The sequence below is a fragment of the Cupriavidus sp. FW306-1B-F12B genome, from assembly GCF_058781795.1.
This window is the reverse complement of record NZ_JBYSXC010000009.1, coordinates 95,419-119,239: the sequence shown is the minus strand read 5'-3', so window position 1 is coordinate 119,239 and position 23,821 is coordinate 95,419. Positions and strand designations below refer to the sequence as shown.

The 23,821-nt window shown below is 65.5% G+C and carries 26 protein-coding genes and 1 pseudogene; 8 read left to right on the top strand and 19 right to left on the bottom strand.

Going from position 1 to position 23,821, the window contains the following annotated elements; all coding sequences use genetic code 11:
• Positions 1 to 14: 14 nt before the first annotated feature.
• The 5 genes from AC3WLE_RS16920 to AC3WLE_RS16900 are packed head-to-tail and all read right to left on the bottom strand — an operon-like array spanning position 15 to position 3,285.
• The gene (locus AC3WLE_RS16920; protein ID WP_492319004.1) at positions 15 to 572 is read right to left on the bottom strand and encodes a pilus assembly protein; all 558 of its coding nucleotides are present in this window, start codon (positions 570 to 572) and stop codon (positions 15 to 17) included.
• 34 nt (positions 573 to 606) lie between these two features.
• Positions 607 to 1,650: a PilW family protein gene (locus AC3WLE_RS16915; protein WP_492319003.1), complete on the bottom strand. Its 1,044-nt coding sequence runs from the start codon at positions 1,648 to 1,650 to the stop codon at positions 607 to 609.
• Positions 1,647 to 2,270 carry a type IV pilus modification protein PilV gene (pilV, locus tag AC3WLE_RS16910; RefSeq protein ID WP_492319002.1) on the bottom strand — a complete coding sequence of 208 codons (624 nt, stop codon included), beginning with the start codon at positions 2,268 to 2,270 and terminating at the stop codon, positions 1,647 to 1,649. Before pilV ends, AC3WLE_RS16915 begins: the two co-directional genes overlap by 4 nt.
• On the bottom strand, positions 2,267 to 2,761 hold the full coding sequence (locus AC3WLE_RS16905; protein ID WP_492319001.1) for a GspH/FimT family pseudopilin: 495 nt from the start codon (positions 2,759 to 2,761) through the stop codon (positions 2,267 to 2,269). The genes pilV and AC3WLE_RS16905 overlap by 4 nt, the downstream gene beginning before the upstream one ends.
• Before the next feature lie 2 nt (positions 2,762 to 2,763).
• Complete coding sequence (locus AC3WLE_RS16900) at positions 2,764 to 3,285, bottom strand: type IV pilin protein (RefSeq protein WP_492319000.1); 522 nt, start codon at positions 3,283 to 3,285, stop codon at positions 2,764 to 2,766.
• A 291-nt stretch (positions 3,286 to 3,576) separates the two neighbouring features.
• Between AC3WLE_RS16900 and AC3WLE_RS16895 the strand changes: the two genes are divergently transcribed.
• Entirely contained in the window at positions 3,577 to 4,485 is a 909-nt protein-coding gene (locus AC3WLE_RS16895; RefSeq protein WP_492355846.1) for a MurR/RpiR family transcriptional regulator, read from the top strand.
• Positions 4,486 to 4,508: 23 nt separating this feature from the next.
• Here the strand turns inward: AC3WLE_RS16895 and AC3WLE_RS16890 are convergent, their stop codons facing one another.
• The 4 genes from AC3WLE_RS16890 to AC3WLE_RS16875 all read right to left on the bottom strand — a co-directional run bounded on the left by AC3WLE_RS16890 (position 4,509) and on the right by AC3WLE_RS16875 (position 8,157).
• Complete coding sequence (locus AC3WLE_RS16890; RefSeq protein ID WP_492355847.1) at positions 4,509 to 4,859, bottom strand: hypothetical protein; 351 nt, start codon at positions 4,857 to 4,859, stop codon at positions 4,509 to 4,511.
• A gap of 45 nt (positions 4,860 to 4,904) precedes the next feature.
• Positions 4,905 to 6,353, bottom strand: coding sequence for an HdeD family acid-resistance protein (locus AC3WLE_RS16885; protein ID WP_492355848.1), 1,449 nt, complete (start codon positions 6,351 to 6,353; stop codon positions 4,905 to 4,907).
• Between the two features lie 101 nt (positions 6,354 to 6,454).
• Positions 6,455 to 6,955 (bottom strand): potassium transporter Kef, encoded by a 501-nt coding sequence (locus AC3WLE_RS16880; protein WP_010814410.1) that lies wholly within the window; start codon positions 6,953 to 6,955, stop codon positions 6,455 to 6,457.
• Positions 6,956 to 7,134: 179 nt separating this feature from the next.
• The gene (locus AC3WLE_RS16875) at positions 7,135 to 8,157 is read right to left on the bottom strand and encodes a collagen-like protein (protein WP_492355849.1); all 1,023 of its coding nucleotides are present in this window, start codon (positions 8,155 to 8,157) and stop codon (positions 7,135 to 7,137) included.
• A 487-nt stretch (positions 8,158 to 8,644) separates the two neighbouring features.
• Between AC3WLE_RS16875 and AC3WLE_RS16870 the strand changes: the two genes are divergently transcribed.
• On the top strand, positions 8,645 to 8,893 hold the full coding sequence (locus tag AC3WLE_RS16870) for a PA2433 domain-containing protein (protein WP_492318996.1): 249 nt from the start codon (positions 8,645 to 8,647) through the stop codon (positions 8,891 to 8,893).
• 85 nt (positions 8,894 to 8,978) lie between these two features.
• Here AC3WLE_RS16870 and AC3WLE_RS16865 read toward each other — a convergent pair whose 3' ends face one another.
• The gene (locus AC3WLE_RS16865) at positions 8,979 to 9,317 is read right to left on the bottom strand and encodes an RcnB family protein (protein WP_011614497.1); all 339 of its coding nucleotides are present in this window, start codon (positions 9,315 to 9,317) and stop codon (positions 8,979 to 8,981) included.
• Positions 9,318 to 9,688: 371 nt separating this feature from the next.
• On the opposite strand from AC3WLE_RS16865, the gene AC3WLE_RS16860 reads away from it, so the two are divergent.
• On the top strand, positions 9,689 to 10,861 hold the full coding sequence (locus tag AC3WLE_RS16860; protein ID WP_492318994.1) for a GGDEF domain-containing protein: 1,173 nt from the start codon (positions 9,689 to 9,691) through the stop codon (positions 10,859 to 10,861).
• Between the two features lie 27 nt (positions 10,862 to 10,888).
• Here AC3WLE_RS16860 and AC3WLE_RS16855 read toward each other — a convergent pair whose 3' ends face one another.
• Positions 10,889 to 11,497, bottom strand: coding sequence for a BMP family lipoprotein (locus AC3WLE_RS16855; protein WP_492355850.1), 609 nt, complete (start codon positions 11,495 to 11,497; stop codon positions 10,889 to 10,891).
• 180 nt (positions 11,498 to 11,677) lie between these two features.
• Between AC3WLE_RS16855 and AC3WLE_RS16850 the strand changes: the two are divergent.
• From AC3WLE_RS16850 to AC3WLE_RS16840, 3 genes and pseudogenes are all read left to right on the top strand, one after another.
• Positions 11,678 to 11,956, top strand: a pseudogene (locus AC3WLE_RS16850) (NAD(P)H-binding protein); the annotation flags it as partial.
• A 166-nt stretch (positions 11,957 to 12,122) separates the two neighbouring features.
• Positions 12,123 to 12,638, top strand: a complete 516-nt coding sequence (locus tag AC3WLE_RS16845) for a flavodoxin family protein (RefSeq protein ID WP_492352536.1) — start codon at positions 12,123 to 12,125, stop codon at positions 12,636 to 12,638.
• Between the two features lie 316 nt (positions 12,639 to 12,954).
• The gene (locus AC3WLE_RS16840; protein WP_492318991.1) at positions 12,955 to 13,734 is read left to right on the top strand and encodes an IclR family transcriptional regulator; all 780 of its coding nucleotides are present in this window, start codon (positions 12,955 to 12,957) and stop codon (positions 13,732 to 13,734) included.
• A gap of 39 nt (positions 13,735 to 13,773) precedes the next feature.
• Here AC3WLE_RS16840 and AC3WLE_RS16835 read toward each other — a convergent pair whose 3' ends face one another.
• The 6 genes from AC3WLE_RS16835 to AC3WLE_RS16810 form a co-directional block, all read right to left on the bottom strand.
• Positions 13,774 to 14,577 (bottom strand): IclR family transcriptional regulator, encoded by an 804-nt coding sequence (locus AC3WLE_RS16835; RefSeq protein ID WP_492318990.1) that lies wholly within the window; start codon positions 14,575 to 14,577, stop codon positions 13,774 to 13,776.
• A gap of 70 nt (positions 14,578 to 14,647) precedes the next feature.
• Positions 14,648 to 15,814, bottom strand: coding sequence for an acyl-CoA dehydrogenase family protein (locus tag AC3WLE_RS16830; RefSeq protein ID WP_492318989.1), 1,167 nt, complete (start codon positions 15,812 to 15,814; stop codon positions 14,648 to 14,650).
• A gap of 24 nt (positions 15,815 to 15,838) precedes the next feature.
• Positions 15,839 to 16,300, bottom strand: a complete 462-nt coding sequence (locus AC3WLE_RS16825; protein ID WP_183300181.1) for a MaoC family dehydratase — start codon at positions 16,298 to 16,300, stop codon at positions 15,839 to 15,841.
• Between the two features lie 26 nt (positions 16,301 to 16,326).
• The gene (locus tag AC3WLE_RS16820; RefSeq protein WP_375790502.1) at positions 16,327 to 17,202 is read right to left on the bottom strand and encodes an HpcH/HpaI aldolase/citrate lyase family protein; all 876 of its coding nucleotides are present in this window, start codon (positions 17,200 to 17,202) and stop codon (positions 16,327 to 16,329) included.
• Between the two features lie 180 nt (positions 17,203 to 17,382).
• Positions 17,383 to 17,853, bottom strand: coding sequence for a MaoC family dehydratase (locus tag AC3WLE_RS16815; RefSeq protein ID WP_492318988.1), 471 nt, complete (start codon positions 17,851 to 17,853; stop codon positions 17,383 to 17,385).
• A gap of 162 nt (positions 17,854 to 18,015) precedes the next feature.
• On the bottom strand, positions 18,016 to 18,951 hold the full coding sequence (locus tag AC3WLE_RS16810) for a LysR family transcriptional regulator (protein ID WP_492352533.1): 936 nt from the start codon (positions 18,949 to 18,951) through the stop codon (positions 18,016 to 18,018).
• 429 nt (positions 18,952 to 19,380) lie between these two features.
• Between AC3WLE_RS16810 and AC3WLE_RS16805 the strand changes: the two genes are divergently transcribed.
• Together AC3WLE_RS16805 and AC3WLE_RS16800 are read left to right on the top strand one after the other, a co-directional pair.
• Positions 19,381 to 20,724 carry an MmgE/PrpD family protein gene (locus AC3WLE_RS16805; protein WP_492355851.1) on the top strand — a complete coding sequence of 448 codons (1,344 nt, stop codon included), beginning with the start codon at positions 19,381 to 19,383 and terminating at the stop codon, positions 20,722 to 20,724.
• An 81-nt stretch (positions 20,725 to 20,805) separates the two neighbouring features.
• Positions 20,806 to 21,507 (top strand): nitroreductase, encoded by a 702-nt coding sequence (locus AC3WLE_RS16800; RefSeq protein ID WP_492355852.1) that lies wholly within the window; start codon positions 20,806 to 20,808, stop codon positions 21,505 to 21,507.
• Positions 21,508 to 21,588: 81 nt separating this feature from the next.
• Here the strand turns inward: AC3WLE_RS16800 and AC3WLE_RS16795 are convergent, their stop codons facing one another.
• Both AC3WLE_RS16795 and AC3WLE_RS16790 read right to left on the bottom strand, forming a co-directional pair.
• Entirely contained in the window at positions 21,589 to 22,572 is a 984-nt protein-coding gene (locus AC3WLE_RS16795) for a Bug family tripartite tricarboxylate transporter substrate binding protein (protein WP_492355853.1), read from the bottom strand.
• Positions 22,569 to 23,723, bottom strand: coding sequence for a CaiB/BaiF CoA transferase family protein (locus AC3WLE_RS16790; RefSeq protein ID WP_492318985.1), 1,155 nt, complete (start codon positions 23,721 to 23,723; stop codon positions 22,569 to 22,571). The genes AC3WLE_RS16795 and AC3WLE_RS16790 overlap by 4 nt, the downstream gene beginning before the upstream one ends.
• Between the last annotated feature and the right edge of the window lie 98 nt (positions 23,724 to 23,821).

Here is a 23,821-nt window from a genome sequence, read left to right as displayed (position 1 = left end):
TCTGGCCCGAGACTTCAGGGGCAAGTGGAGCCATAGAGCGTGCGCACCGCCACGCCCTGGTGCACCGTCGCGACGGCGCCGGTTGTATTGACGTCATTGACGGTGGCTGCCACATCCCACTGCGTATCGTTGCAAAGCGAACTGATCGCACTGACACCGCTTGCGCCCATGACCAGGTTGCCATTGCCGGTGCTGCTGCCCAGCGTGCATTCGGCATCCTCCGGGTGCTTTTCCGGATCGATCACCTTGGCCACTGGCTTGCTGGTCACGCAGGTCGGTGCCGCCACCTGCGCGATGTAATCCGCCTTGCCGTCACCCGTCACGTCCACCGGCACATCCACCGCAACCGGCGCCTTGGTGAAGTCGTCGCTGATCACCTGCTCGATCGCCTGCTGCGCCACGTCGCGCGCTTCGGCGCTGTGCTGCTGGTTGGCAGCCACCTTGACGTTGACCAGCCCGGAATTGACCATGGCCACGGCGATCAGCAGGAACAGCACCATGAACACCAGCGTCACCACCAGCGTGACCCCGGATTGCCTGCGGCGCAGCGGCCTGCCCGTTGACTTCATCATTGCTCGCTCTTCGCTGTGTTGAATCGGTATGGCGTTATTGCTCGCGCAGCCCGGCCACATTGACCAGCCGCGCCACCTGCGCGTATACGTGGCGCTTGTAGCCGTCATTGAACGGGCCTGCGGCCGCCGCGCGGCCGAGGTCATAGGTGCGGTTGTCTGAATGCCCGCCCGAGGGCTTCAGCGTGCGCGCCAGCAGGTGCACGCGCACCGTGGTGACATTGGCCAGGTTGTTGAGCACCACGCCCCAGTCATAGCCGGGAACGGCGGTGCAGACGGCGCTGTTGTTCGCGCGGGGGTCGGACACGTAGCAGTCGGCCGAGCCGTTGCTGTCCTGGTCGACGCCGTACAGCACATGCATGTCCTGCACCCCCTGCGCGACCGAGCGCGACTGGAACGCACCGTTGACCAGTTCGGCCATCTTCAGCGTGGGGATGCCGTCGCCGCCGTTGCTGCAGCGGTCGCAGCCGGCCAGGTAGAAGATGCGCACCATGGCGCGGCGCAGTTCGGCCGGCTGGGCCGGATCGCAGGCCTTGGTGCGCAGCCCGAAGGCCGCCGCGCCGCTGGCATCGAAGACAAAGGTCTGCGTGTCCTGCGAACAGGCCGATACCTGCAGGTAGGGCACGCCCGGCGCCGGGGCGGCAACCGCCGTGGTCGACACGCGCCGGATCACCAGCACCTCGGAAGTCGGCGCCAGATCCGGCAGGCATGGTGCCGCGACGCCCGGCGCATAGCCGGTCAGCGCCACCGGCACGGTTTCGGCAGTAGGCGAGAAGCCAAGGGCGGCGGAATCCGTCGCGCACAGCGCCGGATCCGCGGCCTTGGTGCTGCGTGCAATGTTGCCGACGCCGAAGAACCCGGCCAGCTCCACCTCGCGCCGGATCTGCTCCAGCGCGTAGCGGCCGTTCTCGACCTGCTCGGCAGACTTGGTGAATTCGGTGCGCGACAGGCTGTTGGCCAGGTACAGGCTCGCCAGCGCGGTCAGCAGCACCAGGCCGATGGTGATGCCGATCATCAGCTCGACCAGCGAGATGCCGCGCTGGCGGCGCAGGCGGCGCGCGGACAGGCGCAGGGGGCTCATGACACGGTTCCCAGGGTGCCGATGCGGATCTGCGTGCTGACCGCGCGGCGATTGGCATCGTTGCCGTACTGGCCCTTGCCGCAGCCCAGCGCGGGCGCGCCGGTGGTGGCCAGGCCCTGCCAGGCCACGGTGATGCGGTAGATATTGTTGACGGCGTCGACGGTCTCGATGCAGCCGCGCGCACCGATCATGGCGCCGACGGCCTGGGCGGCATCAGCGGCGCTGGCTCCCAGGCGCATCTCGGCACTACCCAGCAGCGCCGTGTTCCAGGCCTGCAGGTCCGCATCGGCGGTAGCCTTCTGCGCGGCGGTGCCCTGCGTGCACGCCGCCGGCGGCGCGGCCGCGCTGCCCAGCTGCATGCCGGTCGCGCCGTTGGCATAGCACGATGCCACCTGGCGGTTGGCGTTGAGGCGCGCAACCATGTCCTGCAGCAGCGCCAGCGCCTGCACGCGCTGGTAGGACTCCATCTCGGTCTGCCCCGAGCGCGCCACCAGCCCGGCGGTGCCAAGCAGCGCGACCAGCAGGATCACCACCGCCACCAGCACCTCGATCAGCAGGAAGCCGCCCTGTGTGCGGCGGCCAGTCATGCGCGGCCGCGGCCGCGGAATTCTTTGCTTCATGAGCAGGCTCCCGTGGCGGAGGCGACGCGGCCAGTCTCGCTGACCTGCACGCAGACGCGCGACGTCGCTGCCGTATCGCCGTTGGGCGCCACTTCGAAAGTCATGGCCGCGCCCGTGAGCCGGCCGTCGTTGCCAAGCACCAGGGCCCCTGCAGCGCTGGGCGTGATGGTCAGGCCGCCATAGGGCCCGAAGCTGCGCACCGTCTCGGCGCCCGCGGTGACCGCCCAGCCGGCAGTCCAGGCGGCACCGGTGGCTGCCAGCGTGACCGTGGCATTGCGCTTGACCGCCTCGCTGCGCGCCAGCAGCAGCGCCGAGGTCAGGTCAAGCGAGGCACCGCGCACGCGCTGGTTGGCGATCAGTGACGAGAACGACGGCGCCGCCGCGACCGCGAGGATCGCCAGCACCGACATGGCGCACAGCAGTTCGACCAGGGTGAAGCCGCGGCGGCTGGGCCGGCCGGGCAAAGACGGCGGGAATGTGGCGCGCCGCATGGTCAGTTCCAGCAGTCGGTGCCTGCACCAGACGCGGATTTTGCGCCGGCACTGGTCAGCGTCAGCGAGCCGCAGTCGGCGTCGGCGGCGAGCTGGCTGCCCTTGGGCGTGGCCACGATGCTGTAGCCGGGCGGCAGCGCCGCGTTCGGCGTCACGGCGACGTCGTAGCGCGTTGCCTGCGCGGCCGGCACCGACATGCCCAGCGCGCCCAGATTGGCGGCGTAGGCGCGGTTGTCGACCAGGTAGCGCTCCTGGGCGCCCGAGACCTCCAGCATGAAGGACTCGATTGCGGCCCGGTGCGAGCGCACGACGTGACGGCTGTAATTTGGAATGGCGACGGCGGCAAGAATGGCAATGACTGCCACGGTGATCATCACCTCGATCAGCGTGAAGCCATGCGCTGCCCTGGCGCCGCGCAGGCGCCAGCCCCGGCACGGATTGCCGGTTGCCCCAACTTCCCCAATGACCCGAAACGACGGGTTGACCCTCCCGCCGTGTCGCACTGCCGGGCTTCTATGTCCCATGCTCGCGCTCCGATACCAATTATGTTCCGGATGACCGAATTCCGGTGGTTATGGCGCGGAGTGTAAGTCACGATCTGTTAAGTGGGTAAGGAAAATATGATGCCGGCTGGCCGGCGTTGTAGCGAACAGACAGTGGCGTTACGAGATCTGCTCAGGACATACAGCCAAGGCATATGGCAGACGTTATCCGTCAGTGAGGGGGAACCCTGACCCGCCCTGTTCGACCCGGCCCGATGCGTGCCCGGGCGCACCTGTGCAACAATCGTTACAAACTCTGAATCTGGAATGCCCATGCCGCCCGACAGCCCCACCCCATCGCCGCAAGCGCCGCCGCAGGACCTGGACGCCCTGCTGGCGCTGCTGCGCAGCAACTTCCCCACGCTCAGCACGCAGTTCCAGGGCGGCGCGCGCTACCTGCTCGACCATCCGCAGGACGTGCCGGTGCTGTCGATGCGCAAGATCGCGGCCAGTGCCGGGGTGCAGCCTGCCACCCTGGTGCGGCTGTCGCAGCATCTGGGCTTCGAGGGCTGGCAGGGGCTGCGTGAATTGTTCGTCGATGCGCTGCGCGGCGGCAGCCAGCCGTACGCGCGCCGCGCGCGCAAGGTGGTGCGTGAAAGCAGCTCCAGCCGCATGCTGGGCGAGATGCTGGACGCGCAGCACCACAACCTGGACATGATTGCCGCCAACAACGAGAAGACGCTGCAGCAAGCGGCGGAACTGCTGTCGCATGCGGCGTGCGTGCATGTGGCGGGTTTCCGCTCGTGCTTTCCGATCGCGTTCACCTTCCATTATGTCTACCGGCTGTTCCGCAGCACGGTGCACCTGATCCGCGCCGATGCCGGCACGCTGGAAATGGAGCTGCGCGGCCTGGCGCCCAGGGATGCGGTGCTGGTGGTCAGCTTCGCCCCCTACTCGCAGGAAAGCATCCGCGTCGCCGCCGCCGCGCGCGAGTGCGGCTGCAAGGTGATCGCGCTGACCGACAGCACGGTCGCGCCGATCGCGCTGGCGGCGGACTGCACGTTGCTGTTCTCGGTGGAAAGCCCGTCGTTCTTTCCGTCAGTCACCGCCGGCGTGGCCGTGGTCGAGGCCCTGGTCGAGCAGCTGCTGGCGCGCAAGGGCAAGGGCGCGATCCGTGCGCTGGAGCAGGCCGAGGGCGAGCTGCACCGGACCGGGGCGTATGTGGTGGCGGGGCGCGAGTGAAGGTGGCCCCCAGTCACTCATCGCTACTGCGTGCACTTCTCCCGGTACGCCTGCTGCAGCGACTTCTTCGGCCGGTCACGCTCCAGTTCCGGAATCATGCGGCCCTGCGCGGTCTCGATGGCCGGCTGGGTGGCACGGTATTCGCGCTTGGGCGCTTCGGCGATCTGCGCGGCCAGGGCGCGGCATTCGTCCGACTGGATGCTGCTCGGCGTCGCGGCCGGGTCGGGACGGTAGGGCGTGGTGCCCTGCTGCACCGCTTCGTTGATGGCGGCGGCGGCAGCGCTGTCCCCGTCCGGCCTCTGCGCATGCGCGCTGCAGGCCATCGCCAGGGCAGCGATGGCGGCAATGCGGGTCAGGGTTCGCTGGCTCGGCATGACTTCTCTCCTGTGGCTCGATGAATTTATGCAAAGGCTGCCAGCTTAATCGTTCGCGGCCTGTCTGACACTACCGGCATTTCCGGCATTTGCGGCGTCGATGCCACCTGCGCCCGCCTGGGTACGCGCCGCCTCGCGCCAGTCCTGGCGCCGGCGCCGCATCTGCCCCAGCGCCAGCCGGGTCATGCTGGCCCAGCCGGACGGCCGCGGATCGGCCAGCATGCTGAGCGCGCGCGCGTAGTCCAGCGTCAGGCCAGGCGTCCAGGCCATGGTCTTGGCGCGCTTGCGGATCTGTGCCGCCACCCACAATTCCGGCGTGGTCAGCAGGCGCCAGAGCGGCCGCCAGCCCCTGGCCTCGCGCCAGACCCGGGCCGACGCGCCTTCCAGCGCCGCTTCCAGCGCGTGCGAGACGGTGCTGGAACAGTTGCGGTGGGTCAGGTTGTAGGTGGTGTTCCGGCGGTAGGCGTTCCAGAAGCGGTCCAGGCGCCCGGGGTCATAGTTGCGGATGCGCACCTGCACGGTCGACGGGCACCAGGCGCGCGATTCGGTCTGGTAATCCGGCTGGAACTTGCCGCCCACGTCGTTTTCGCGGGTGGCGCGCAGGATGCGGGTGAATTCGTCGGGCGAGCGGTCGATCTCCTCGGCCGGGTACAGGCTGATATAGATGCCCTCGGGCGATTCCAGCGCGGCATGGCCGGTGGAGATCACGCCGTCGCGGTCCACCGCGGCGATATAGCGGTCGACCAGCGGCTGGCGGCGCGCTTCGCCGCGGGCGGACCCGACCGGGGTCCAGACATGGACGGTCAGCGCGTGTTCGCCGGGTCCGGGCGGACCGTCCCAGATGGTCATGTCGGGCGCATCTGCGGCAGCAGCCGTATCGGTTGCCGGGCCGGCGGCGGAAGCGGCCGGTGCGGCGTCGGCATCGTCCATGCCGGGGTTGCGGTCCAGCCGGCGCAGGCGTGAGGCCAGCAGCAGCATGTTCCAGCCGCCGAAGATCAGCCCCAGGGCCAGGCAATAGGGCACGGTGCCGACATAGTGGGTCGGGTACAGCTGGTAGAAGAAGATGGCCAGCGCGATCTCGAACACGCCGACGGCTACCGCCAGGCGCCAGGTGCGGAACCGTATCACCCGGGCGGATACGACCTGCAGCAGCCCGTCCGCCAGGAACAGCGTGCCGAAGATCATCGACAGCACGAAGTTGCCGTGATGATGGCCGGCCACGATCAGCACCGCGGCAAAGCAGAACGACACGCCCTTGACCTGCCGCAGCGTGCGCTGCCCGCCGATGCCGGTGCGCGCCACCACCAGCGTTGCCAGCCCTTCCAGCAGCAACACCACCGCGAACGGCGTCATCGGGAAATAGATGGCGTTGTCCAGCGCATCGACAAACATGGCCAGCCCCAGCAGCACGCTCAGGCAGCCCAGCCGCAGCAGGCCGCGCCAGCGCGTGCGCAGGTAGTCTACGCCCAGCAGGATCATCACCAGTCTTGCCATGTCCGGTCTTCCTCCTTCCGTTGCCGGCCGCCGCCGAGGGCGGCCCGTGGTTGGGCCACAGGACAATACGGCCAACAGCAAGCTGTGGCGCGGAGATTCCGCTAGGGCGCGCGGCGCCCGCCGCCCTCGTCGCGCTCGAGCTCCCAGTCGCGGCGCATCATGACATAGGTGAACGAGGTGGACCAGCCGATCAGGATCAGGCCGACCAGCGGCTCGATGCTGGCGATCAGGCGGCTGGCGCCCACCGGGACGATGTCGCCCAGGCTCTGCGTGGTGAAGGTCTCCAGCGCAAAGTAGGCGTAGACCAGCGCGCCTGGCTGCGTGTGGACGCCGGACACGCCGGCAACGCCCATCGCGGTCAGTCCGCCCAGGCCCAGCACCTGGTCGGCGAACCAGAAACCCAGCGCGAACACCAGCGCTTCCAGGCAATGGACCACGATGATGCAGACGATCAGCACGCCGATGTTCATGCGCCCGCTCCAGCGCCGGGGGTGTATCGCTGACAGCAGCCGCAGCGCCTCGTAGTGGATGCCGACCACGGTCACGGTCAGGACGGCGGCGCACAGCAGGGCAAGCGAATAGTGTTCGGCGGAGGTTTCCATGCGCAGCGGCAGGCCTGGTCGGTGTCCGTGACGATCGGGAACAACGCGGAAAAAAAAGCCGCCCTCCAAAATAACACTGGAAGGCGTGCAGGAAAACCAGGGAGCGGGTGCGGCTGGCGCGCGGCCGTGCTCGTAGCCCTGGCAGAGGGTCGGTGGCGGCCGGGTGGCCGCCGCATGGATCAGCTGCTGCTCTTGCAGGAGAGGTTGACGTACAACCCGCCGCCCCATTTGAAGTTGCGGTTGCCACTGACCTGCACCTGGACAATGTCGTTGGCCGCCACCGCCGTCGTGGCCGGCGCCGAGCAGGTCCGCACGGTGGCGCCGAGCGAGCAGGCGGACGCGTCGGTGATGGCAAGCGGGGCGATCGTTTCCAGCGCCGCGCCGCTGGCGACACGGTATGCCACCAGGGCGTACTTGACCTCGTCATCGGGCACCGGGCCCGCCAGGCTCGCGTTCAGGGTCAGGCCGCCGCTGCAGCCCACCGGCATCACCGCGCCGAAATTCGGATCGTTGCTTTGCCGGTCCAGCGCGGTGCCGGTCATGACATAGGTGCCATTGCCATCCGGCGAGTCGTACACAGCGAAGTTGGCGGTGTAGATCGTCGCTCCGGCGCCTGTCTCTCCTTGCTGGCCCTGGGGGCCGGTGGCGCCAGTTTCGCCGGTGTCGCCCTTTTCGCCCTTCTCGCCCTGCGGACCTTGCGCCCCGACCGGACCAGTCAGGCCAACCACGGAGACCCCGGCCGGCCAGCCCTCGCCCGTCTTCGGGCCGAACAGCGTATTGGTGGCCGTATTGAGGTAGAAGCTGCCTTCGCTGCCATCGGCAGCGGTGGGATCTGCCGCGCCGTGCAGCAGCACGGCGCCGGGCGCCCCGGCCACGCCTTGCGGGCCGACCAGCGACACGCCGGCAGGCCAGGCCCCGTCAGCCTTGGGTCCGTAGAGCGTCGAGGTCGAGGCATTGAGGTAGAAGTCGCCGTCCGTGCCAGCGTCCGCCGCGGGCGCATTGGCGCCGGACAGGATGGTCTTGCCGTTCGCGCCGGCCGGGCCGGCCGCGCTGGCGGATGGCGCGGCGCTGGCTGGCGCGGAATCGCCGCCGCCGCCACCGCATCCTGCGAGCAGGATGGCGAGGCAGGCGAGCGGGATCGCCGCGAGTTTCAGGTCGATGTGTTGCACGATGGAAGCCCCCCGGTTTCTCATGAATGGCATGCCCGGATCCGTGCCGGGTGAGTTCAATCTAGAGATCGCGGCGATTCCGATAAATCGTGCATTTGCACGGGCTGTTTCATTAATGAAGCGCGTTTCCCGGAGCAGCGAAAAGCTGCCACCGCCCTAATAGCGTCAACGCCCGTTTGAAATCCCGGATGACTCGGGATAATGATTATGAAAGTACCCGGGTTGCCGCGCCTGGCGGTAACACGGCGGGCACCTGGCCCGATTCAGAGCGGGCGAATTCAAGCACCACACAACCGCATCCGTGCGCGCCGGTGCGGCCAGGAAATACCGGCAATATCTCGCCCAAACGGTTGATTTGCGGATGGGATAGCATGGCTCCGGGCTGTTCAAAGGAGAAACGAATAATCGCCATTTACCCCTTCGTGGGGGGATATGCGCGGCACCGGCAAACGGCCAGGCGCAGCATGGCGCGGCGATGGACTATGCTGGAAATCCCAACAGCGTCCTCGCGGAGGCCATCGTGCGCAAACCTGTCCTTGTCCTTACGGCACTGCTGCTGGCCGGCGCCCCCGGCCTGGCGCTGGCCCATAACTGCCCCAACGAGATGAAGGCGATCGACGCCAAACTGTCGACCAAGCCGGCGCTGTCGCCGGAAAATTCCGCCAAGGTTGCCAAGCTGCGCGCCGACGGCGAGGCCTATCACAAGGCCGGCAAGCATGACGAATCGATGAAATCGCTGCTCGAAGCGAAAAAGATCCTGGGTATCTGAGACCCATCGCAAAGAAGAGCCGCCACGCGCCCAGGCGTGGCGGCTTTGTTTATTTTTCCCGCGGTCGTCGCCGCTGCAGGACGGGTCAGGACCCCGATCCGACCTGCTGGACCACACCGTTGGGCGCCACCAGGTAGTATTCGGCGCCAATCCCGACCCAGCGCGTGCCCTTGCGCGGCGCGGGCAGGTTGTATTGCTTGTAGTCGTCGATCACATACTGGCGGTCCCTGAACTCGGTGGGCAGCCGGTCACCCTTCTTCCACTGCTGCACCTGCATATAAGGCGAGTTCTGCGCCGCCGGCGCGGAGGCGGCCATGGGATCTGCCATCGGCTTGGACTTGGCACCACCCTGCGCCATCGCAAACGGCGCCGCCAGCACGCTTGCCGCCAGCAACAGTGCCGGCATCGCTTTCTTGGTCTTCATCGTGATCTCCTTGCGTACGGGAAAACCGAACTGCCGGAGGATCCGGACAGCATCTACCAGATTAGTCACAAATGCGGACAACTGCGGCATCCGCCGTCCATGCGCCGGCACTCGATATGACCGACGGGGCATTCGCGCCCTGACAGATTGTTCACAATTGTTTGCCGGTTCGCACCCATTGGGGGGGAGCCGCCGACGCCACCCGTGACTAGAATGGGTCCTGACAGAAACAATTTGTTACGGGCGGCCGCTACTCAGTCTGTCAGCGGGCGCGTACCGCCCTCGATGTTCCCTGGCTTACGCCCTGTTCACGGCGCTTCGCACGCCGGCACCCGTCCCTGCCAGAGAACCATAAAAACTGGGGACTCTCCGTGTTGCACGATACTGGTCAATTCCTGGCCCTGGTCAATCCCGCCATGGCCATCCTGCTTTCGCTCTGCTTCCTGCTGGCCTGGAACCATGAGCGCACGCGGCACTACCTGCTGGAGCTAGGTGCCTGCTATTTGCTGTACGCGGTTGCCATCACCGTGCAGATCATCTGGCAGCCGCGCAACGGCGGCGGCAACGCCACCGTCACCGGTGCGCTCTACCTGGGCAGCGCCGTGCTGATGCTGCGTGGCATGCTGGCGCGCATCGGCGCGCGCGTCGATACCTGCGCGCTGGTGTCGCTGCCGCTGGCCCTGTTTGCTGCGCTTGCCTGGTTTGATTTCATGCAGCCCCAGCTGGTCGCCCGCATCTACATCCTGAATGTCGGCATCGCGCTGATCCTGCTGCTGGGCATCGCGCCGCTGGCCCGCCTGCGCACAGGCAGCACCGCGGACCAGGTGCTGTTCTGGGTCTTCCTGCTGTTTGCCCTCCATTTCCTGCCACGCACCGTGCTGACCATTGCTCCGGTCATCGGACAGGACGCTGCCGCCCTCACCCGCTCGGCCTACTGGCTGTGGCTGCAGGTCACCATGGCATTGCTGCTGCTCACGCTGGCGCTGGCGCTGCTGGCGGCGACCACGCTGGACGTGATCGACGGCCTGCGGCATGAACGCGACACCGATCCGCTGACGCAGCTGCACACGCGCCGCAGCCTGGAGGCGCTGGCCGCGCGGGAAATCCCGCCACCTCAGGGCAAGCCGCTGAGCGTGCTGCTGTGCGACCTCGATTTCTTCAAGTTCATCAACGACAACTACGGCCACAGCGCCGGCGACGCGGTGCTGGCGCAAATCGGCCGGATCATCGCCGCCGGCATCCGGCGGCGCGATATCGCCGCACGCCTGGGCGGCGAGGAGTTCGTCGTGCTGTTGCCCGATACCCCGCCCGATGCAGCCTTGCATCTGGCCGAACGCTTGCGCCAGACGCTGGAGAGCACGGAAATGGACGTCCTGCCGGGCATGCACACGGTGACCGCCAGCTTTGGCGTGGCCACGCTGCGGCCCGGCGAAGACCTGGAAGCGCTGCTGATGCGCGCGGATAACGTGCTGTATGCGGCCAAGAACAAGGGCAGGAATTGCGTGGAGTGGGAACGGGAGGCCGGCTTGCCGGTGCTGGCATGATGCTGCCGTGCCTCCCGTCCGGCGCGGCTAAGCAACCGTGGGCGTGCCCGCCACCGCAAACTCCGGCCCGTCATAGCCCTGCGCCACGGCCACGCCGCCATCGAGCAACCGCTGGCTCCAGTGGTCGATCGCCGCGCGCGCGGCCTGGCTGACATCGCGGCCCAGGGCAAGGCGGACGGCCGCCGGCGCTTCCAGCCCGAAGCTGCGGGTGGTTCCCCACGCAATTTGGTCCCGTTCGAAATCCCCGATCGCCTGCTCGACGCACAAGCCGCTGTCGGCCACCGCGGAAGCCAGGAAGACATCGGGATGCCTGCTGGTCCAGTCGACCACGTTGCCGATCTGGCGGATGCCCGCGGCACGGCAGGCGGCGATGGCACCGTCGCGGCCGCCGTCGATCATCGCAAAGACGATATCGGCACCGGCGCGGGCCTGCGCGGCAACCGCGTCGGCGGCCAACGCCGGATCGTGCTGGTTGCCGCAGAAGGTCGTGAGTGCCGGCAGGCCAGGCACCACGCTGCGCACGCCATGGAGAAACGCCGCGCGCCCCTTCAGCCCGGGGCGCACCTTCTCGCCCGACAAATGGGCGACCACGCCGGTGCGCGAATCCGTCGCCGCCAGCACGCCGGCAAGCGCCATGGCGTGACTGCGCCTTGTGTTCTCGGACTTCACGCACCACCCTCCGTTTTGCATACAAATTAAGAATGCAAAATATAGGGTGTGGCCGCACATCCGCATACGAATGTGTGCGCATGAGGAAATACGGTTTGCGCGGAAAATGCGGACGCAAAAAAAGCCCGCTTATGCGGGAACCGGGCCACCGTCGGTGAAGACCTCAAGCCGTTCCGCCGCGCCGCCGACGCCATCGAAGCCTCGGGCCTGGATTACACCATCCTGCGTCCGGCCTGGCTGACCGACGAGGATGAGGTGGACTACGAGTTGACTGAGCGCCATGAGCCTTTCAAAGGTACCGTGGTGTCGCGCAAGAGCGTAGCGGATCTGATCGTGAAGGTCATCGAATCGCCCCAGTTGCATTCCGGCGCCAACCTCGGCGTGAGCAAGCCAGACAGCGATAGCGACAAGCCATATTTCATGTAAGCCTGTACGGATGAAATCCTGTCACGATGGCCGCAAATGTGAGAAAACCGATGTCCATCATGCAATGGCTATTCATCGCACTGGGGCTGGCCCTGGTCGCTGCGGCACTGGTGCTGATCACGGTCACCTGGATCGAGAATCGCCAGGCGCGCCACAGACTGCGGTGGTGTACTTCTCTCGCTCGGGCAACACCGGGCTGGCCGCACGCCATGTGGCGCAGCGGCTGAACGCCCGACTTTTCCAGCTGCACTCGACCGACTATGCACTTGGCCTGGCGGGTTGGGTACATGCGATGAACGACGCGCGCGGGCACGTGGCGGACATCACGCCGCGCACCATCGACTTGACGCAATTCGACACGGTCTATCTCGGCTCGCCTGTCTGGCTCTACAGCCCGGCTCCGCCCATGTGGGCCTTCGCGGAAAACAACCGCTTCGACGGCAAGCGCGTCGTCCTGTTCAACACCTTCAACAGCCATTTCGGCCCTGAGTACATCGAAGCCTTCCGCGCGACGGTGATGCAGCGCGGCGCCGGCTCCTTCGAGCACCGTTACATCCTGCGAGGGCGCATGGGCCAACAGATTACGCATGGCGAGATGCTGAAGGCGATCGATGCCGAGTGGTTTTCGGATGGAATCACCGCCTCGAGCACGGAGTCGGGATACCAAATGCAACGTCCCTAGCCCACTGCTCCTTATTGGTCGCGGCGGCGGATGCCATCGCGATAGACGGGCGGCCCGGCACCAGGGCAGGACGGATACTGGACTCGGATAAGCCGTACCGCATCGCATCAAAGGATAATCGGCGAAACCATGATTCGCTCCCCGCGAATACCGTTCGCGTTCCGGCAATCGCCGGCTCGTGAATTGGCATTTGAGCCGTGCGGTTGCCGCCTCTACCATCGATTCCAGTGGTATGGAAAACGCCGCGCACGACGGCGCCGACAAGAGATCAGACAAGCACCCTCCCGGACTGGTACGCTGAAAGCGCAACACATTCATGACACGTCCCGCACAGATCACGATGACCTTGGAACGGGGCCTTCATGTGCTTCGCGCCTTCCGTGCCGAGCGTGCCTCGCTCACAAACAGCGAGATCGTCAAGCGCACCGGCCTGCCAAAAGCGACGGTGTCGCGCCTGACCACCACCCTGATCGCGCTGGGCTTCCTGCGCCGCGTTGCCGGCAGCACGCAGTTCGAGCTGGCCCCGGCCTCCCTCCACATCGGGGACACCTACCTGGAAACCAACCCAGTCACCGATCGCGTGAATCCCTTACTGCAGGAGCTGGCGGACCGGCTTAATGTGTCGGTCGCCCTTGCCGTGCCTGATCAGCTCGACATGCTCTATATCGCACATCGAACCAGTTCGCGCATTGGAACGCTACGCCTCGGCGTTGGCTCGCTGCTGCCGATGGGCTGGACGGCGACCGGCCGCGCCTGGCTGTGGGGCTTGCGCCCAGAAGCTCGCCATGGATACCTGGAATCCCTCAAGCGCGTGGACGGCGCGCGCATCGCCGAACTCGAACGCGGCATCGCTGGGGCCTTCCAGGAACTTCAGACCCTCGGGGTCTGCACTTCCCTGGGCAAGTATCAGCGCAATGCTTACGGGATTGCCCTCCCTGTCACGGTGGGACGTTCGGCCACACTGATGTCGCTGAGCTGTGGCGCTGTTGAGTTGGAGCCAGACATGGCAGCCATCACCGAACGCCTCGCGCCTGTGCTGAAAGCCGCAGCTGCCGATCTCGTGGAACTGCTGCGGGATGTTGATACGCAGATCTGACGGTCAATCCGCGGCGCCTTTGAGGGCGCCACTGCGGCACTAGTGATGGGTGCTCAAGCGCTCCTCCAAGGCATGTGCCGTCGCAGCGAGCCTCGGACCCAGTTCCCGCTCCATCCTGGCGCGATTCATACCCGCGCTGCGGCCAACGCTGGCAAGCACCACCGACGGATGTCCCGGCACGCTGACAGGCACCGCAACCGAAGCCAGTTCGCGCCCGCATGGCGACATGCAGAACCCGTACTGGTGGAGCTGTGACATGCCCTCGGCCATCTGCCTGCGCAGCAAAGGCCAGTCACGGCCGCTCTTGCGTTCGACGTTGCTCTGGAGGTAGAAACGCTCCCGTTCCGGCAATGCTGCGAGCAGCGCCCAGCCCATCGGGGACGAAGCGATCGGCACGCGGATCCCGGCAGCAAGGTGGGTATCGAGACAGGCGTTCTTGCCAACCTGCGATTCGCTGACAATGACATCGAGCCGGTCGCGCGCACCCAGGATGACATGGGTATCGCTGGCGTCGGCAAATTTCTGCATCTCGATGCGGGCGGCGCGTTGCACGCTGTCGCTCGAGACGGCCGCGTAGCCCAGGGTCAATGCGGCCGAGGCAAGCCGGTACTTGCGCCGGCTCCCGTCGTAGCGCAAATAGCCCAGTGCTGCCAGAGAATGCAGCATCCGGGACACGGTAGGCGCCGGAATGTCGGTCTCCGCGGCAATCTCCTGGTTGCCCATCCACGGATGCTCGGCGCTGAACGCAGCCAGCACGGCCAGGCCGCGGGCCAGCGGCACCACCCGCACGTCATCCTTGTGGATATCACGGTTCGATTGCTTCACCGCCTGAATGGTTGCCATGGCTGTCTCCATCTTTTCCGGCCCGGCCTTCATTGGGCCGAGCCGTTATTCCAACTGCCTGCCCGGAACCTCAGTACGACTTTGGCAGTCCGAGCTTGCGCTCGGCAATGTTCGAAAGGATAAGCTGCGGGGTGACGGGCGCAATGTAGCCAATCCAGGCTTCGCGCATGAATCGCTCCACGTGATACTCCTTCGCGTAGCCGAAGCCGCCATGCGTGAGAATCGAGGTCTGGCAGGCATTCATGCAGGCTTCGGATGCCAGCAGCTTCGCCGCGTTTGCCTCGGAGCCGCAGGAGAGTCCTTTGTCGTAGAGGTCGGCAGCGGCGAGCAGCATGTGGTTGGCAGCCTCGAGCTCCGCCCAGTTGCGGGCCAGCGGATGCTGGACACCCTGGTTCTTGCCGATCTGACGTCCGAAGACGACGCGCTCCTTGGCGTATTGCGTGGCAAGCTTGAGCACGGCGCGGCCGATACCGACCTGCTCGGCGGCAACAAAGACACGCTCGGCGTTCATGCCGTGGAAGATATACTTGAGGCCCTTCCCTTCTTCACCGATCAGGGAGTCCTTGGACACCGGCAGATCGTCGATGAACAATTCGTTGGTGTCGACAGCGGCACGGCCAAGCTTGTCGATCTCCCGGATTTGGACATATTTCCGGTCAAGCTTGGTGTAGAACAGGCTCAATCCTTCGCCGTGCTTCTTGACGTCCTCGATCGGCGTGGTGCGCGCGAGAATCAGCATGTGGTCGGCGACCTGCGCGGTCGAGATGAAGACTTTCTTGCCCGAGAGCAGGTAGTTTCCATCGGGCTGCTTCTTCGCCACCACCTTGAGCTTGGTGGTATCAAGGCCGGTGTCCGGCTCGGTGACCGCGAAGCAGGCCTTGTTCTCGCCACGGCCAAAGGCCGGCAACCAGGCCTTCTTCTGCGCCTCGGTGCCGAAATGCACCACCGGCTGCAAGCCGAAGATGTTCATGTGGATGGTGGAAGCTGCCGCCTGCCCGCCGCACTCAGCCACGGTACGCAGGAAGAGCGCGGCTTCGGTTACGCCAAGGTTCGCGCCGCCGAATTCCTCGGGCATGCAGATTCCGAGCCATCCGCCGCTGGCAACGGCCTCGAAGAATTCGTGCGGAAACTCGTGATTCTTGTCCTTGTTCCGCCAGTATTCGAGCGGGAAGTCCGCGCAGATCTTTTCCGCTGCATCGACAATGGCGAGCTGATCGGCGCTGAGTTGGTAGTCCATCGCAATACTCCTGCAGGTATGAAATCAGGCCTTGTCGGCAGGACGCAGCATCATCAGGCCGGTGCGCACGGCAGTGCAGACGATTTCGTCGCGCTGATTCCTGGCAACGTGCTTGAAGGTGACGATGCCAGAGTCTGTGCGGCTCTTGGAGATGCGGGTTTCGATGATCTCGGTTTCGACGCGGATGGTGTCGCCGTGGAAGGTGGGCTTGGGGAAAGCAATCTCGCCAAAGCCCAGGTTGCCCAGTGTGGTGCCCAGCGTGGTCTCGTACACCGTGATGCCGGCCACCAGCGCCAGCAGGAACATGCTGTTGACCAGGCGCTGGCCGTAGAACGTGTTCTTGCTGTATTCGGCGTCGATGTGCAGCGGTGCACAGTTGTAGGTCATGGCCGAGAACAGGACGTTGTCGGTCTCGGTTACGGTGCGGCGGATGGCGTGCTCGATCACCATGCCTGGCTTGAATTCTTCGAAGTAAAGGCCTGCCATTTTTCTATCTCCTTGAGTGGTCGCAATCAGCTGTTGAACGAGCGTGCGAGCTCGATAATTTCGCGCGCCGTCTTCACATGTGCGATGTCGATGTGCTCGCCGTCATAAATGCACGAGGCACGGCCCTCGGCCTGGGACTTTTCCAGTGCATCGATCATTCCCTGGTAGAAGGCCACTTCTTCCTCGGTGGGACTGTAGGTCTGGTTGACGATCTCGACGTTGGAGGGGTGCAGCACTAGTTCACCGCTCATGCCCAGTTGGCGGTCGTTGGCAGACGAGACCTTTAGCCCTTCCAGGTCATGCACCTGCTGCCATACGCCGCCGATGGGCAGCTTGCCCGCGGCGCGCGCGGCCATGACGATGCGCGATTTCAGGTACAGGGTCTCGCGTCCTTCGAGCGACCAGACTGTCTTGAGGGCACGGGCCACGTCAGCGTTCTTGGCCGTGGCGCCGACGATGGCGGGCACGCGCTCGTGCTGGGCGATCTCGTAGGCGTATTGCAGCGAGCGGGCGGTCTCCAGCAGCGGAATCACCCGGGTGTGGCCGACCGGCACGCCGGCGCGGTACTCTGCCTCAGCCAGCATGGACGAGACGGTATGGATGTCCTCGGGCCCGCAGGGCTTGGAGATCACGATGCCTTCGACCACAGGATTGACGATGGCCAGGATGTCATCGAAGTCATATAGATGTGCGCTGCGATTGATGCGCACCCAGATGCGCGGTTTCTGCCCTGCCAGCCAGTCCAGCCTGGACTTGACGATCTCACGCGCCTCGGCCTTCTGGGCCGGCGGCACGCTGTCCTCCAAATCCAGGATCAGCGCATCCGCTTTGGCTGCCACCGATTTTTCAATCCAGCCCGGCTTGTTGCCCGGTACGAACATCATGGATCGCATCGGTTTCATGGCACTCATACTCATCCTCGTCTCCTGGTAATGATTGTGGCCTTACAATCGTTAGATAAACAGCAAAAAATTTTTGGGAATCCCGTGGCCTTGATGCTAGGTGGGTCAGACGGTTTCACTCAAGTGGTGACTGGCGAACCACCGATTCGCGTTGCGCGAATCGGCGATGCATGGGTGGGTTCAGCCTGCCGGATAGCGTCTCGGCAACCGTTGCAGGCAGCGAAACTTGGCCACCACCTCGTTGCGCTGGTTATAGGCGCGACGCTCCAGCTCGACCAAGCCGGCGTCGGCGCGGGCGGGATCGTCGTGCTTGTCCAGCACCTCGCTTTCAACATGGATGGTGTCGCCGATGAAGACTGGCCGCGTGAATCGCACGTCGCTGAAGGCAATGGTGCCTGACACCAAGCTCCGTTCCAGTCCGGCCGCACAGATGCCGCTTGCCAGCCCCAGCAGGAGGATGCTGTTGACGGCACGCATGCCATATGCCGCGGCTTCGGCATACGCCTGGTCCACGTGCAATGGCTCCATGCCATAGGTCAGCGTGCTGAACAGAAGGCTATCGGCCTCCGAGATGGTCTTGCGGATGGCATGCCGGCAGGCGCTGCCAATGACAAAGTCCTCGAAATAACGGCCGCTCGCGGCGTCGGGCATGGGTGCATTCCCTTGAAAGACGGGACTTGCATGTGCATGCCACGACGCAGCGTCCCATTACGCTTCAAGGGTAATCAGCAGGCGGCGATGCGCCAAGTGGTGTTCCGCGACGGGGCGCTTCGCCATCCGCGATCCGGCATTCAGGTGTGCCGGACGGCGGACTCAGGATGACGCCGGCTCAGGCTGCTCGGTCAACTGGCGGATCAGCGCGCGTGTCGCCGCCGTGATCGCCTTGCCGCGGCGCGTGCCGATCCGCACGCTGCGGATCGTCCATGGTTCGGGAATCCGCAGCACCGTCGAGCGTGTACTGGCTTCTAGCGAGACCATGCACTCCGGCAGGATTGTCACGCCAAGGCCCGCCTCAACCAGGCTGCGCGCCGCCTCGGGACCATTGATCGTGAACTTGGGATGCACTACCTGGCCGATCTCGCGCGCCGCGCGGTTGACGTCGGACATCAGCGTGGTGTTCGGGTGCATGGCGATGAACGGCTCGCGGATCAGGTCTTCCAACGCCACCTCGGGTTGCTCGCCAAGCGCGTGGCCATGGGGTACCAGCGCGACCAGACGGTCGACGCGATACGGGAGGCTGTCCAGCGGTCCATCATCGATATCGGGGCTGACGATATACACCGCCAGGTCGACATCACCCGCCAACACAGAACGCACCAGATTCGTGTTGGCGTCCTGTTTCAGCTCCAGCTCGACCAGCGGGAAGTTGCGGGAAAACTCGCCGATCTCGCGCGCCAGGTACTGGATGATGACGGCGCCTGTAGTGCCCACAGTGACGTGGCCACGAACGCCTTCGGAGAACTCGCCGAGTTCCCGGCGCATGTCCTCCAGATTATCGAACAGCAGGCGCAGATGGCGCGCGAGGACTTCGCCGGCCGCACTCGGCGCCACGCCGCCGGGATTGCGCTCGAACAACTGCACGCCCGCGATATCTTCCAGGTCCTGGATGCGCTTGGTTGCCGCGGAAGCGGCAATGTTCTCGCGGATGGCGGCGCGGCGGATCTGGCGCTCTTCCACCACGGTCAGGAACAGCCGCAGGGTAAACAGGTCGACCCGCCGGGTCAGGCCATGCACGCTCAGCGTGCTCATGGTGTCTCCTTTATTTCTGGCGCCGGTCTGCTGCCGGGCCGGGCGGCATGCGCATGCTGCGCAGCAGCATCGCGCTACTCAGGCCGAATCCCCCCGCGAGTATACCGTCATGTCCGGTGAGCCGGCACTGCCGCGGCCCAGGCGCGTACACGCTTGATGCAAAGGCTCTTGTTTTCGATTTCCGGAACCATCCGGCGAATAACCCCGTCACCCGGGGCGCGGCATCCGCTCAGTGTACGGAACCGGAGCCCGCCTCGAATTGACACGCCCGATGCTTGCGAGGAATCTGGTCGCCAAGCCAATGCACATCGCTCGTCAAACGAGCGATGCATCCACGACAATTTCCTCAGGGACGCTTCTGTGACTACCAGCCAACCCGATTCCAGTTCGCCGGCCAACTGCCCACCCCTTGAGCAGGCAGTGGTTCGCATGATTCTCGAGCTGACCTCCGATCAGCTCGACGCGCCGGCGCATGCCGGGGTAAGCCGCCTCATGCGCGACCAGCTCGCGCTGCAGATCGGCACCTCGCAGATGCCGTGGTCGCACCAGGTGCTGGCCTTCGCCACCGCACAGCAACGACCCGGGCGCAGCCGGGTTGCCGCCAGCACCGCCACAATGAGTGCCGCGGACGCCGCCTTCGTCAATGGCGCCTATGGTCATGGCTTCGAGTATGACGACGCCCACGGCGCCAGCGCCAGCCATCCCGGCAGTTGCGTGATTCCCGCGGCGCTCGCGATCGGTGAGGAACTGGGTTCGACCCTGGAGGAAGTCATTACCGCGATCGTGGCCGGCTACGAGGTCTACACCCGGATCGGCGTGCTGGCGGCGCCGGACCTGCTCAAGCGCGGCTATCACCCGCATGGCGTACTGTCCAGCTTCGGCGCCGCGGCAGTCTCGGCCAAGTTGCGCAAGTTCGATGCGGAAACCACCCTGCACGCGCTCTCCATCGCACTGAGCCATGCGGCCGGCACCACCGAGTACACCTCCACCGGCGGCTCGGTCAAGCGCGTGCATGCGGGCATTGGCACGCGCAGCGGCATGATCTCCGCGGACATGGCGCAAGCTGGCATCACCGGACCGCGCGCGTTCCTGAGCGGCAACAAGGGCTTCTTCCGCACCTTCCTGCAGCGTGGCCCTGGCGATCGGGCCGAGGAACGGTTCCGCCTTGACCAGCCGTTCGAAATCGGCACGGTCTGGCTCAAGGCGTACTGCGCCTGCTATTGCACCCATGCATACATCGACGCGATCCGCCCGTTCGCCGGTCGCCGCGCCGACATCGCCGATATCCAGGCCCGCATCCACCCCGCCTTCAACGTGGTGGTCGGCACCGCCAACGCCAACGCGTACGAGCCGAAGAACATCGAGCACGTCCAGTTCAGCCTGCCAACGCAGATGGCATTCGCCGTGCTCGGCATGGGCAATGGCTACAAGGTGCATCGCGACTACCTGGACGGCAAGCTCGACATGGGCCTCGTGAAGGAAGTGGCGCGCGGCATCGGCATTACCGAGGCGCCGGAACTCGAGCAGCGCTACCCGGGCAAGTTCGTTGCCGATGTCACCGTGACCTTCCGCGATGGCACGTCCGAGCATGTGTTCGTGGAAGATCCGATCGGCTCCCTGGCGAACCCCATGTCGGAAGCCGAGCAGGACACGAAATTCATGGAGCTGACGGTTGACGTGCTTGGCGAAACCCGGGCGCAGACGCTGTTGGCCACGCTCAGGAAGATGGATCCGCGCATCAAGGCTGCAGATCTGATGGCGATGACGCACTAAGTAGTCATGGCATTAGGCAGTAAGCGCGCCGACCCGGCACAGTGGGCCAGGTCGCCGCTCATGATAGTCAGGAGATCAGCAATGCAGCAACACCCCGCCAGCAGCCCGCCCGGGAGCGACGTCGACACCCTCGCAAGACTGATGTCCGAGCGCTTCACGTGCCGCGCATACCTCGACAAAGCCGTGCCGGATGCGATGATCCGAAGCATCGTCAACGTTGCCAAGAAGAGCGCATCCTGGTGCAACGTGCAGCCCTGGCATCTGGTCATCGGCTCGCAGGCGACCACGGAGCAGTTTCGCAATGCGCTGGTCGAGCACGCCGCCGGCTCACCCGAGGTCGATTCGGACCTGCCATTTCCTGAGGAATATCGCGGCGTCCACGCTCAGCGCAGGCAGGAAACGGGTTACCGGCTCTATGAAGCGCTGGGCATCGAACGCCACGACCGGGAGCGCCGCGCCAGCCAGGGCTTCGAGAATTTCAGGCTGTTCGGGGCGCCGCATGTGGCGATTGTCACGATGGCCGCGGATCTCGGGCCGTACGCCGCTGTCGATTGCGGCGGGTTTATCGCATCGTTCCTGCTGGCCGCGCACGCGCATGGTGTTGCCACCACGCCGCAGGGGGCGCTGGCACGGCATGCCAGGTTCGTGCGCTCGCACTTTGGCATTGGCGACGACCGGAAGATGATCTGCGCGATTTCGTTTGGCCACGCGGATCCCGATCATGCGGCGAACAGCTTCAGGACGAGCCGGGCGCCTGATGAGGAGATCCTGCGACTGGTGTAGCCACCGGCGTTTTCGTCATAAGGCAAGCGAGCCGACCCTGGCTCGGCTCGCTCTCCTTGTCGGAGACTTATCGGCCGGCTTTCAGCCGGCCTTTGACTTGGCTTCCGTCAGGGCCACCAACTTTTTCCAACGTTCCAGTTCAGCCGGCGCACTGGCGCGCACCGCAGCGGCATCCGCGATATCGACCTCCAGGCCCTGCCCGATGCAGTAGGACTTGAAAGCGGGCGTCGCAGCCGCCGCGGTCATGGCCCTGGACAACTGCGAGACTATGGCAGGCGGCGTGCCCCGCGGCGCCATGACCCAGATCGGCGAGATCAGCTCATAGCCCTTTAGCCCGGCCTCGTCCATCGTCACGACAGCCGGTAGCTGGCTCGAGCGCTGCAGGCTGGTGACAGCTAGCACACGCAAGCGTCCCGCCTTGACCAGAGCCAGCGACGAAGCCACGCCCCCGATGCCGATGTCGATTTGGCCGCTCGCCGTATCGACCGCGACCTGCGCCGGCCCCTTGTAAGGGACGTGGGTCATCTCAATGCCGGCCATGCTGCTCATCAGCGCCGCGGCCATGTGCGACGTGGTGCCATTTCCGGAAGACCCGAATGACACGCTCCCGGGCTTGCGCTTCGCCGCCGCGATGACATCCTGCACCGTGCGGAACCGCGAATTGGCCGCGGTCGTCAGCAGCAGCGCCGACATGCCCAGCCGCGCGACCGGCTCGAAGTCCCTGACCGCATCGTATGGCGTCTTCTCGACCCACTGGTTCGAATAGTGCGCGGCATAGGTGCACAGCAGCGTGTAGCCGTCCGGTGCCGCCTTGGCCACGAAATCCGTTCCGATGATCCCGCTCGCGCCAAGGCGGTTCTCCACGACAAATGCAGAGCCCAGGGCCTTCGTCAGCTCGGCGCTCATATAGCGCGCCACGACATCGCTGCCCGAGCCAGGGCTGACGGGCACGATGATTCGCACGGGGCGGGAGGGATAAGCCTGTGCGAGCACTGAAGCCGGAAATGATGCCGGGATAGCCGCCAGCGCCGGCAGCGACTGCAGGAAGGTACGGCGTGTCATCATCGCGTTGCCCCCTTCTGGACGAGGCCGACGGTAAACTTTTCGAGTTCCTCTTTGGAAAGCCATTCCGCCAGCGCCAGTGCAGCGTTCTCCGGGGTGGCCGCAGCCGGGGGAACCGGATCAGCCGGTCTGGTACGCGAAAAACGCGGCGCCGGGCGCGGCTGCACTACGCCATCCACCTCGACAAAGGTGCCGCGCGCCTTCAGGTGCGGATGTTCAAAGGCCTCCTCCTGGTCGAGCACTGGTGCGAAGCACACATCGCTGCCTTCGAGCAGTTCGGTCCACTGCGCGCGGGTCCGCGTCCTGAACTGCGCAGCAAACACGTGGCGAGCGACCGGCCAGTCGGCACGGTCCGCCTGCTTGCCCAGCGCGGACGCATCCAACTCAAGCCGTTCGAGCAGCTGCTGGTAGAACTTGGGCTCGATCGGACCGATCGACACGTACTTGCCGTCGGCACACTCGTAGACATCGTAGAAGGGTGCGCCCGAGTCCAGCAGGTTGGTGCCTCGCTCCGATCCGGTCAGGCCGGCCGCGCGCAGCCCGGTATGTACAGTCAGCAGCGACGCCACGCCGTCGACGATTGCCGCGTCGACGACTTGACCCTTACCGGAGGTACGCGCCTCCAGGATGGCGCTCACGATGCCGAGTGCGGCATAGACCGAGCCGCCGGCATAGTCGCCGACGACATTGAGCGGTACCGTCGGCGGCTGGCCCTCACGCCCGATCGCATTAAGCAGTCCGGTGATCGCGATGTAGTTGATATCGTGCCCCGCCGTCTGGGCCAGCGGGCCGTCCTGGCCCCAGCCTGTCAGCCGGCCGTACACCAGTCTCGGATTGCGCGAGAGGCAGGCATCAGGCCCCAGTCCGAGCCGCTCGGTGACACCGGGGCGGAATCCCTCGATCAGTGCGTCCGCCTTGTCGATCAGCGTGCGAACCAGTTCCAGCTCAGCCGGATCCTTCAAGTCGACCTGGATCGACTTTCGGTTGCGCAGCACCAGATCAAATTGCAGCGGCCGTGACAGGCCGAGCCCTGATGGCTCTTTGCGGTCGACGCGGATGATCGTCGCGCCGAGATCGGCGAGCAACATGGCGCAAAAGGGAGCCGGCCCGATGCCTGCCAGCTCCACGATGCGCACTCCAGCAAGTGGTCCCACGATGGTCTCCTGATAGTTATGCCCGGTTTCCGCGCGCCACCTATATTGGGCGCGAGAGCGGTCCGAATTGTCGGGGGGCCGATCCGCCTGACTCGGGC

Excerpts from the sequence above, each read along its gene's own strand:
- AC3WLE_RS16920 (WP_492319004.1), bottom strand. The coding sequence starts at position 572 with ATGATGAAGTCAACGGGCAGGCCGCTGCGCCGCAGGCAATCCGGGGTC.
- AC3WLE_RS16915 (WP_492319003.1), bottom strand. The coding sequence starts at position 1,650 with ATGAGCCCCCTGCGCCTGTCCGCGCGCCGCCTGCGCCGCCAGCGCGGC.
- pilV (WP_492319002.1), bottom strand. The coding sequence starts at position 2,270 with ATGAAGCAAAGAATTCCGCGGCCGCGGCCGCGCATGACTGGCCGCCGC.
- AC3WLE_RS16905 (WP_492319001.1), bottom strand. The coding sequence starts at position 2,761 with ATGCGGCGCGCCACATTCCCGCCGTCTTTGCCCGGCCGGCCCAGCCGC.
- AC3WLE_RS16900 (WP_492319000.1), bottom strand. The coding sequence starts at position 3,285 with ATGGGACATAGAAGCCCGGCAGTGCGACACGGCGGGAGGGTCAACCCG.
- AC3WLE_RS16895 (WP_492355846.1), top strand. The coding sequence starts at position 3,577 with ATGCCGCCCGACAGCCCCACCCCATCGCCGCAAGCGCCGCCGCAGGAC.
- AC3WLE_RS16890 (WP_492355847.1), bottom strand. The coding sequence starts at position 4,859 with ATGCCGAGCCAGCGAACCCTGACCCGCATTGCCGCCATCGCTGCCCTG.
- AC3WLE_RS16885 (WP_492355848.1), bottom strand. The coding sequence starts at position 6,353 with ATGGCAAGACTGGTGATGATCCTGCTGGGCGTAGACTACCTGCGCACG.
- AC3WLE_RS16880 (WP_010814410.1), bottom strand. The coding sequence starts at position 6,955 with ATGGAAACCTCCGCCGAACACTATTCGCTTGCCCTGCTGTGCGCCGCC.
- AC3WLE_RS16875 (WP_492355849.1), bottom strand. The coding sequence starts at position 8,157 with ATGCCATTCATGAGAAACCGGGGGGCTTCCATCGTGCAACACATCGAC.
- AC3WLE_RS16865 (WP_011614497.1), bottom strand. The coding sequence starts at position 9,317 with ATGAAGACCAAGAAAGCGATGCCGGCACTGTTGCTGGCGGCAAGCGTG.
- AC3WLE_RS16855 (WP_492355850.1), bottom strand. The coding sequence starts at position 11,497 with ATGGCGCTTGCCGGCGTGCTGGCGGCGACGGATTCGCGCACCGGCGTG.
- AC3WLE_RS16840 (WP_492318991.1), top strand. The coding sequence starts at position 12,955 with ATGACACGTCCCGCACAGATCACGATGACCTTGGAACGGGGCCTTCAT.
- AC3WLE_RS16835 (WP_492318990.1), bottom strand. The coding sequence starts at position 14,577 with ATGGCAACCATTCAGGCGGTGAAGCAATCGAACCGTGATATCCACAAG.
- AC3WLE_RS16830 (WP_492318989.1), bottom strand. The coding sequence starts at position 15,814 with ATGGACTACCAACTCAGCGCCGATCAGCTCGCCATTGTCGATGCAGCG.
- AC3WLE_RS16825 (WP_183300181.1), bottom strand. The coding sequence starts at position 16,300 with ATGGCAGGCCTTTACTTCGAAGAATTCAAGCCAGGCATGGTGATCGAG.
- AC3WLE_RS16820 (WP_375790502.1), bottom strand. The coding sequence starts at position 17,202 with ATGAAACCGATGCGATCCATGATGTTCGTACCGGGCAACAAGCCGGGC.
- AC3WLE_RS16815 (WP_492318988.1), bottom strand. The coding sequence starts at position 17,853 with ATGCCCGACGCCGCGAGCGGCCGTTATTTCGAGGACTTTGTCATTGGC.
- AC3WLE_RS16810 (WP_492352533.1), bottom strand. The coding sequence starts at position 18,951 with ATGAGCACGCTGAGCGTGCATGGCCTGACCCGGCGGGTCGACCTGTTT.
- AC3WLE_RS16805 (WP_492355851.1), top strand. The coding sequence starts at position 19,381 with ATGATTCTCGAGCTGACCTCCGATCAGCTCGACGCGCCGGCGCATGCC.
- AC3WLE_RS16800 (WP_492355852.1), top strand. The coding sequence starts at position 20,806 with ATGCAGCAACACCCCGCCAGCAGCCCGCCCGGGAGCGACGTCGACACC.
- AC3WLE_RS16795 (WP_492355853.1), bottom strand. The coding sequence starts at position 22,572 with ATGATGACACGCCGTACCTTCCTGCAGTCGCTGCCGGCGCTGGCGGCT.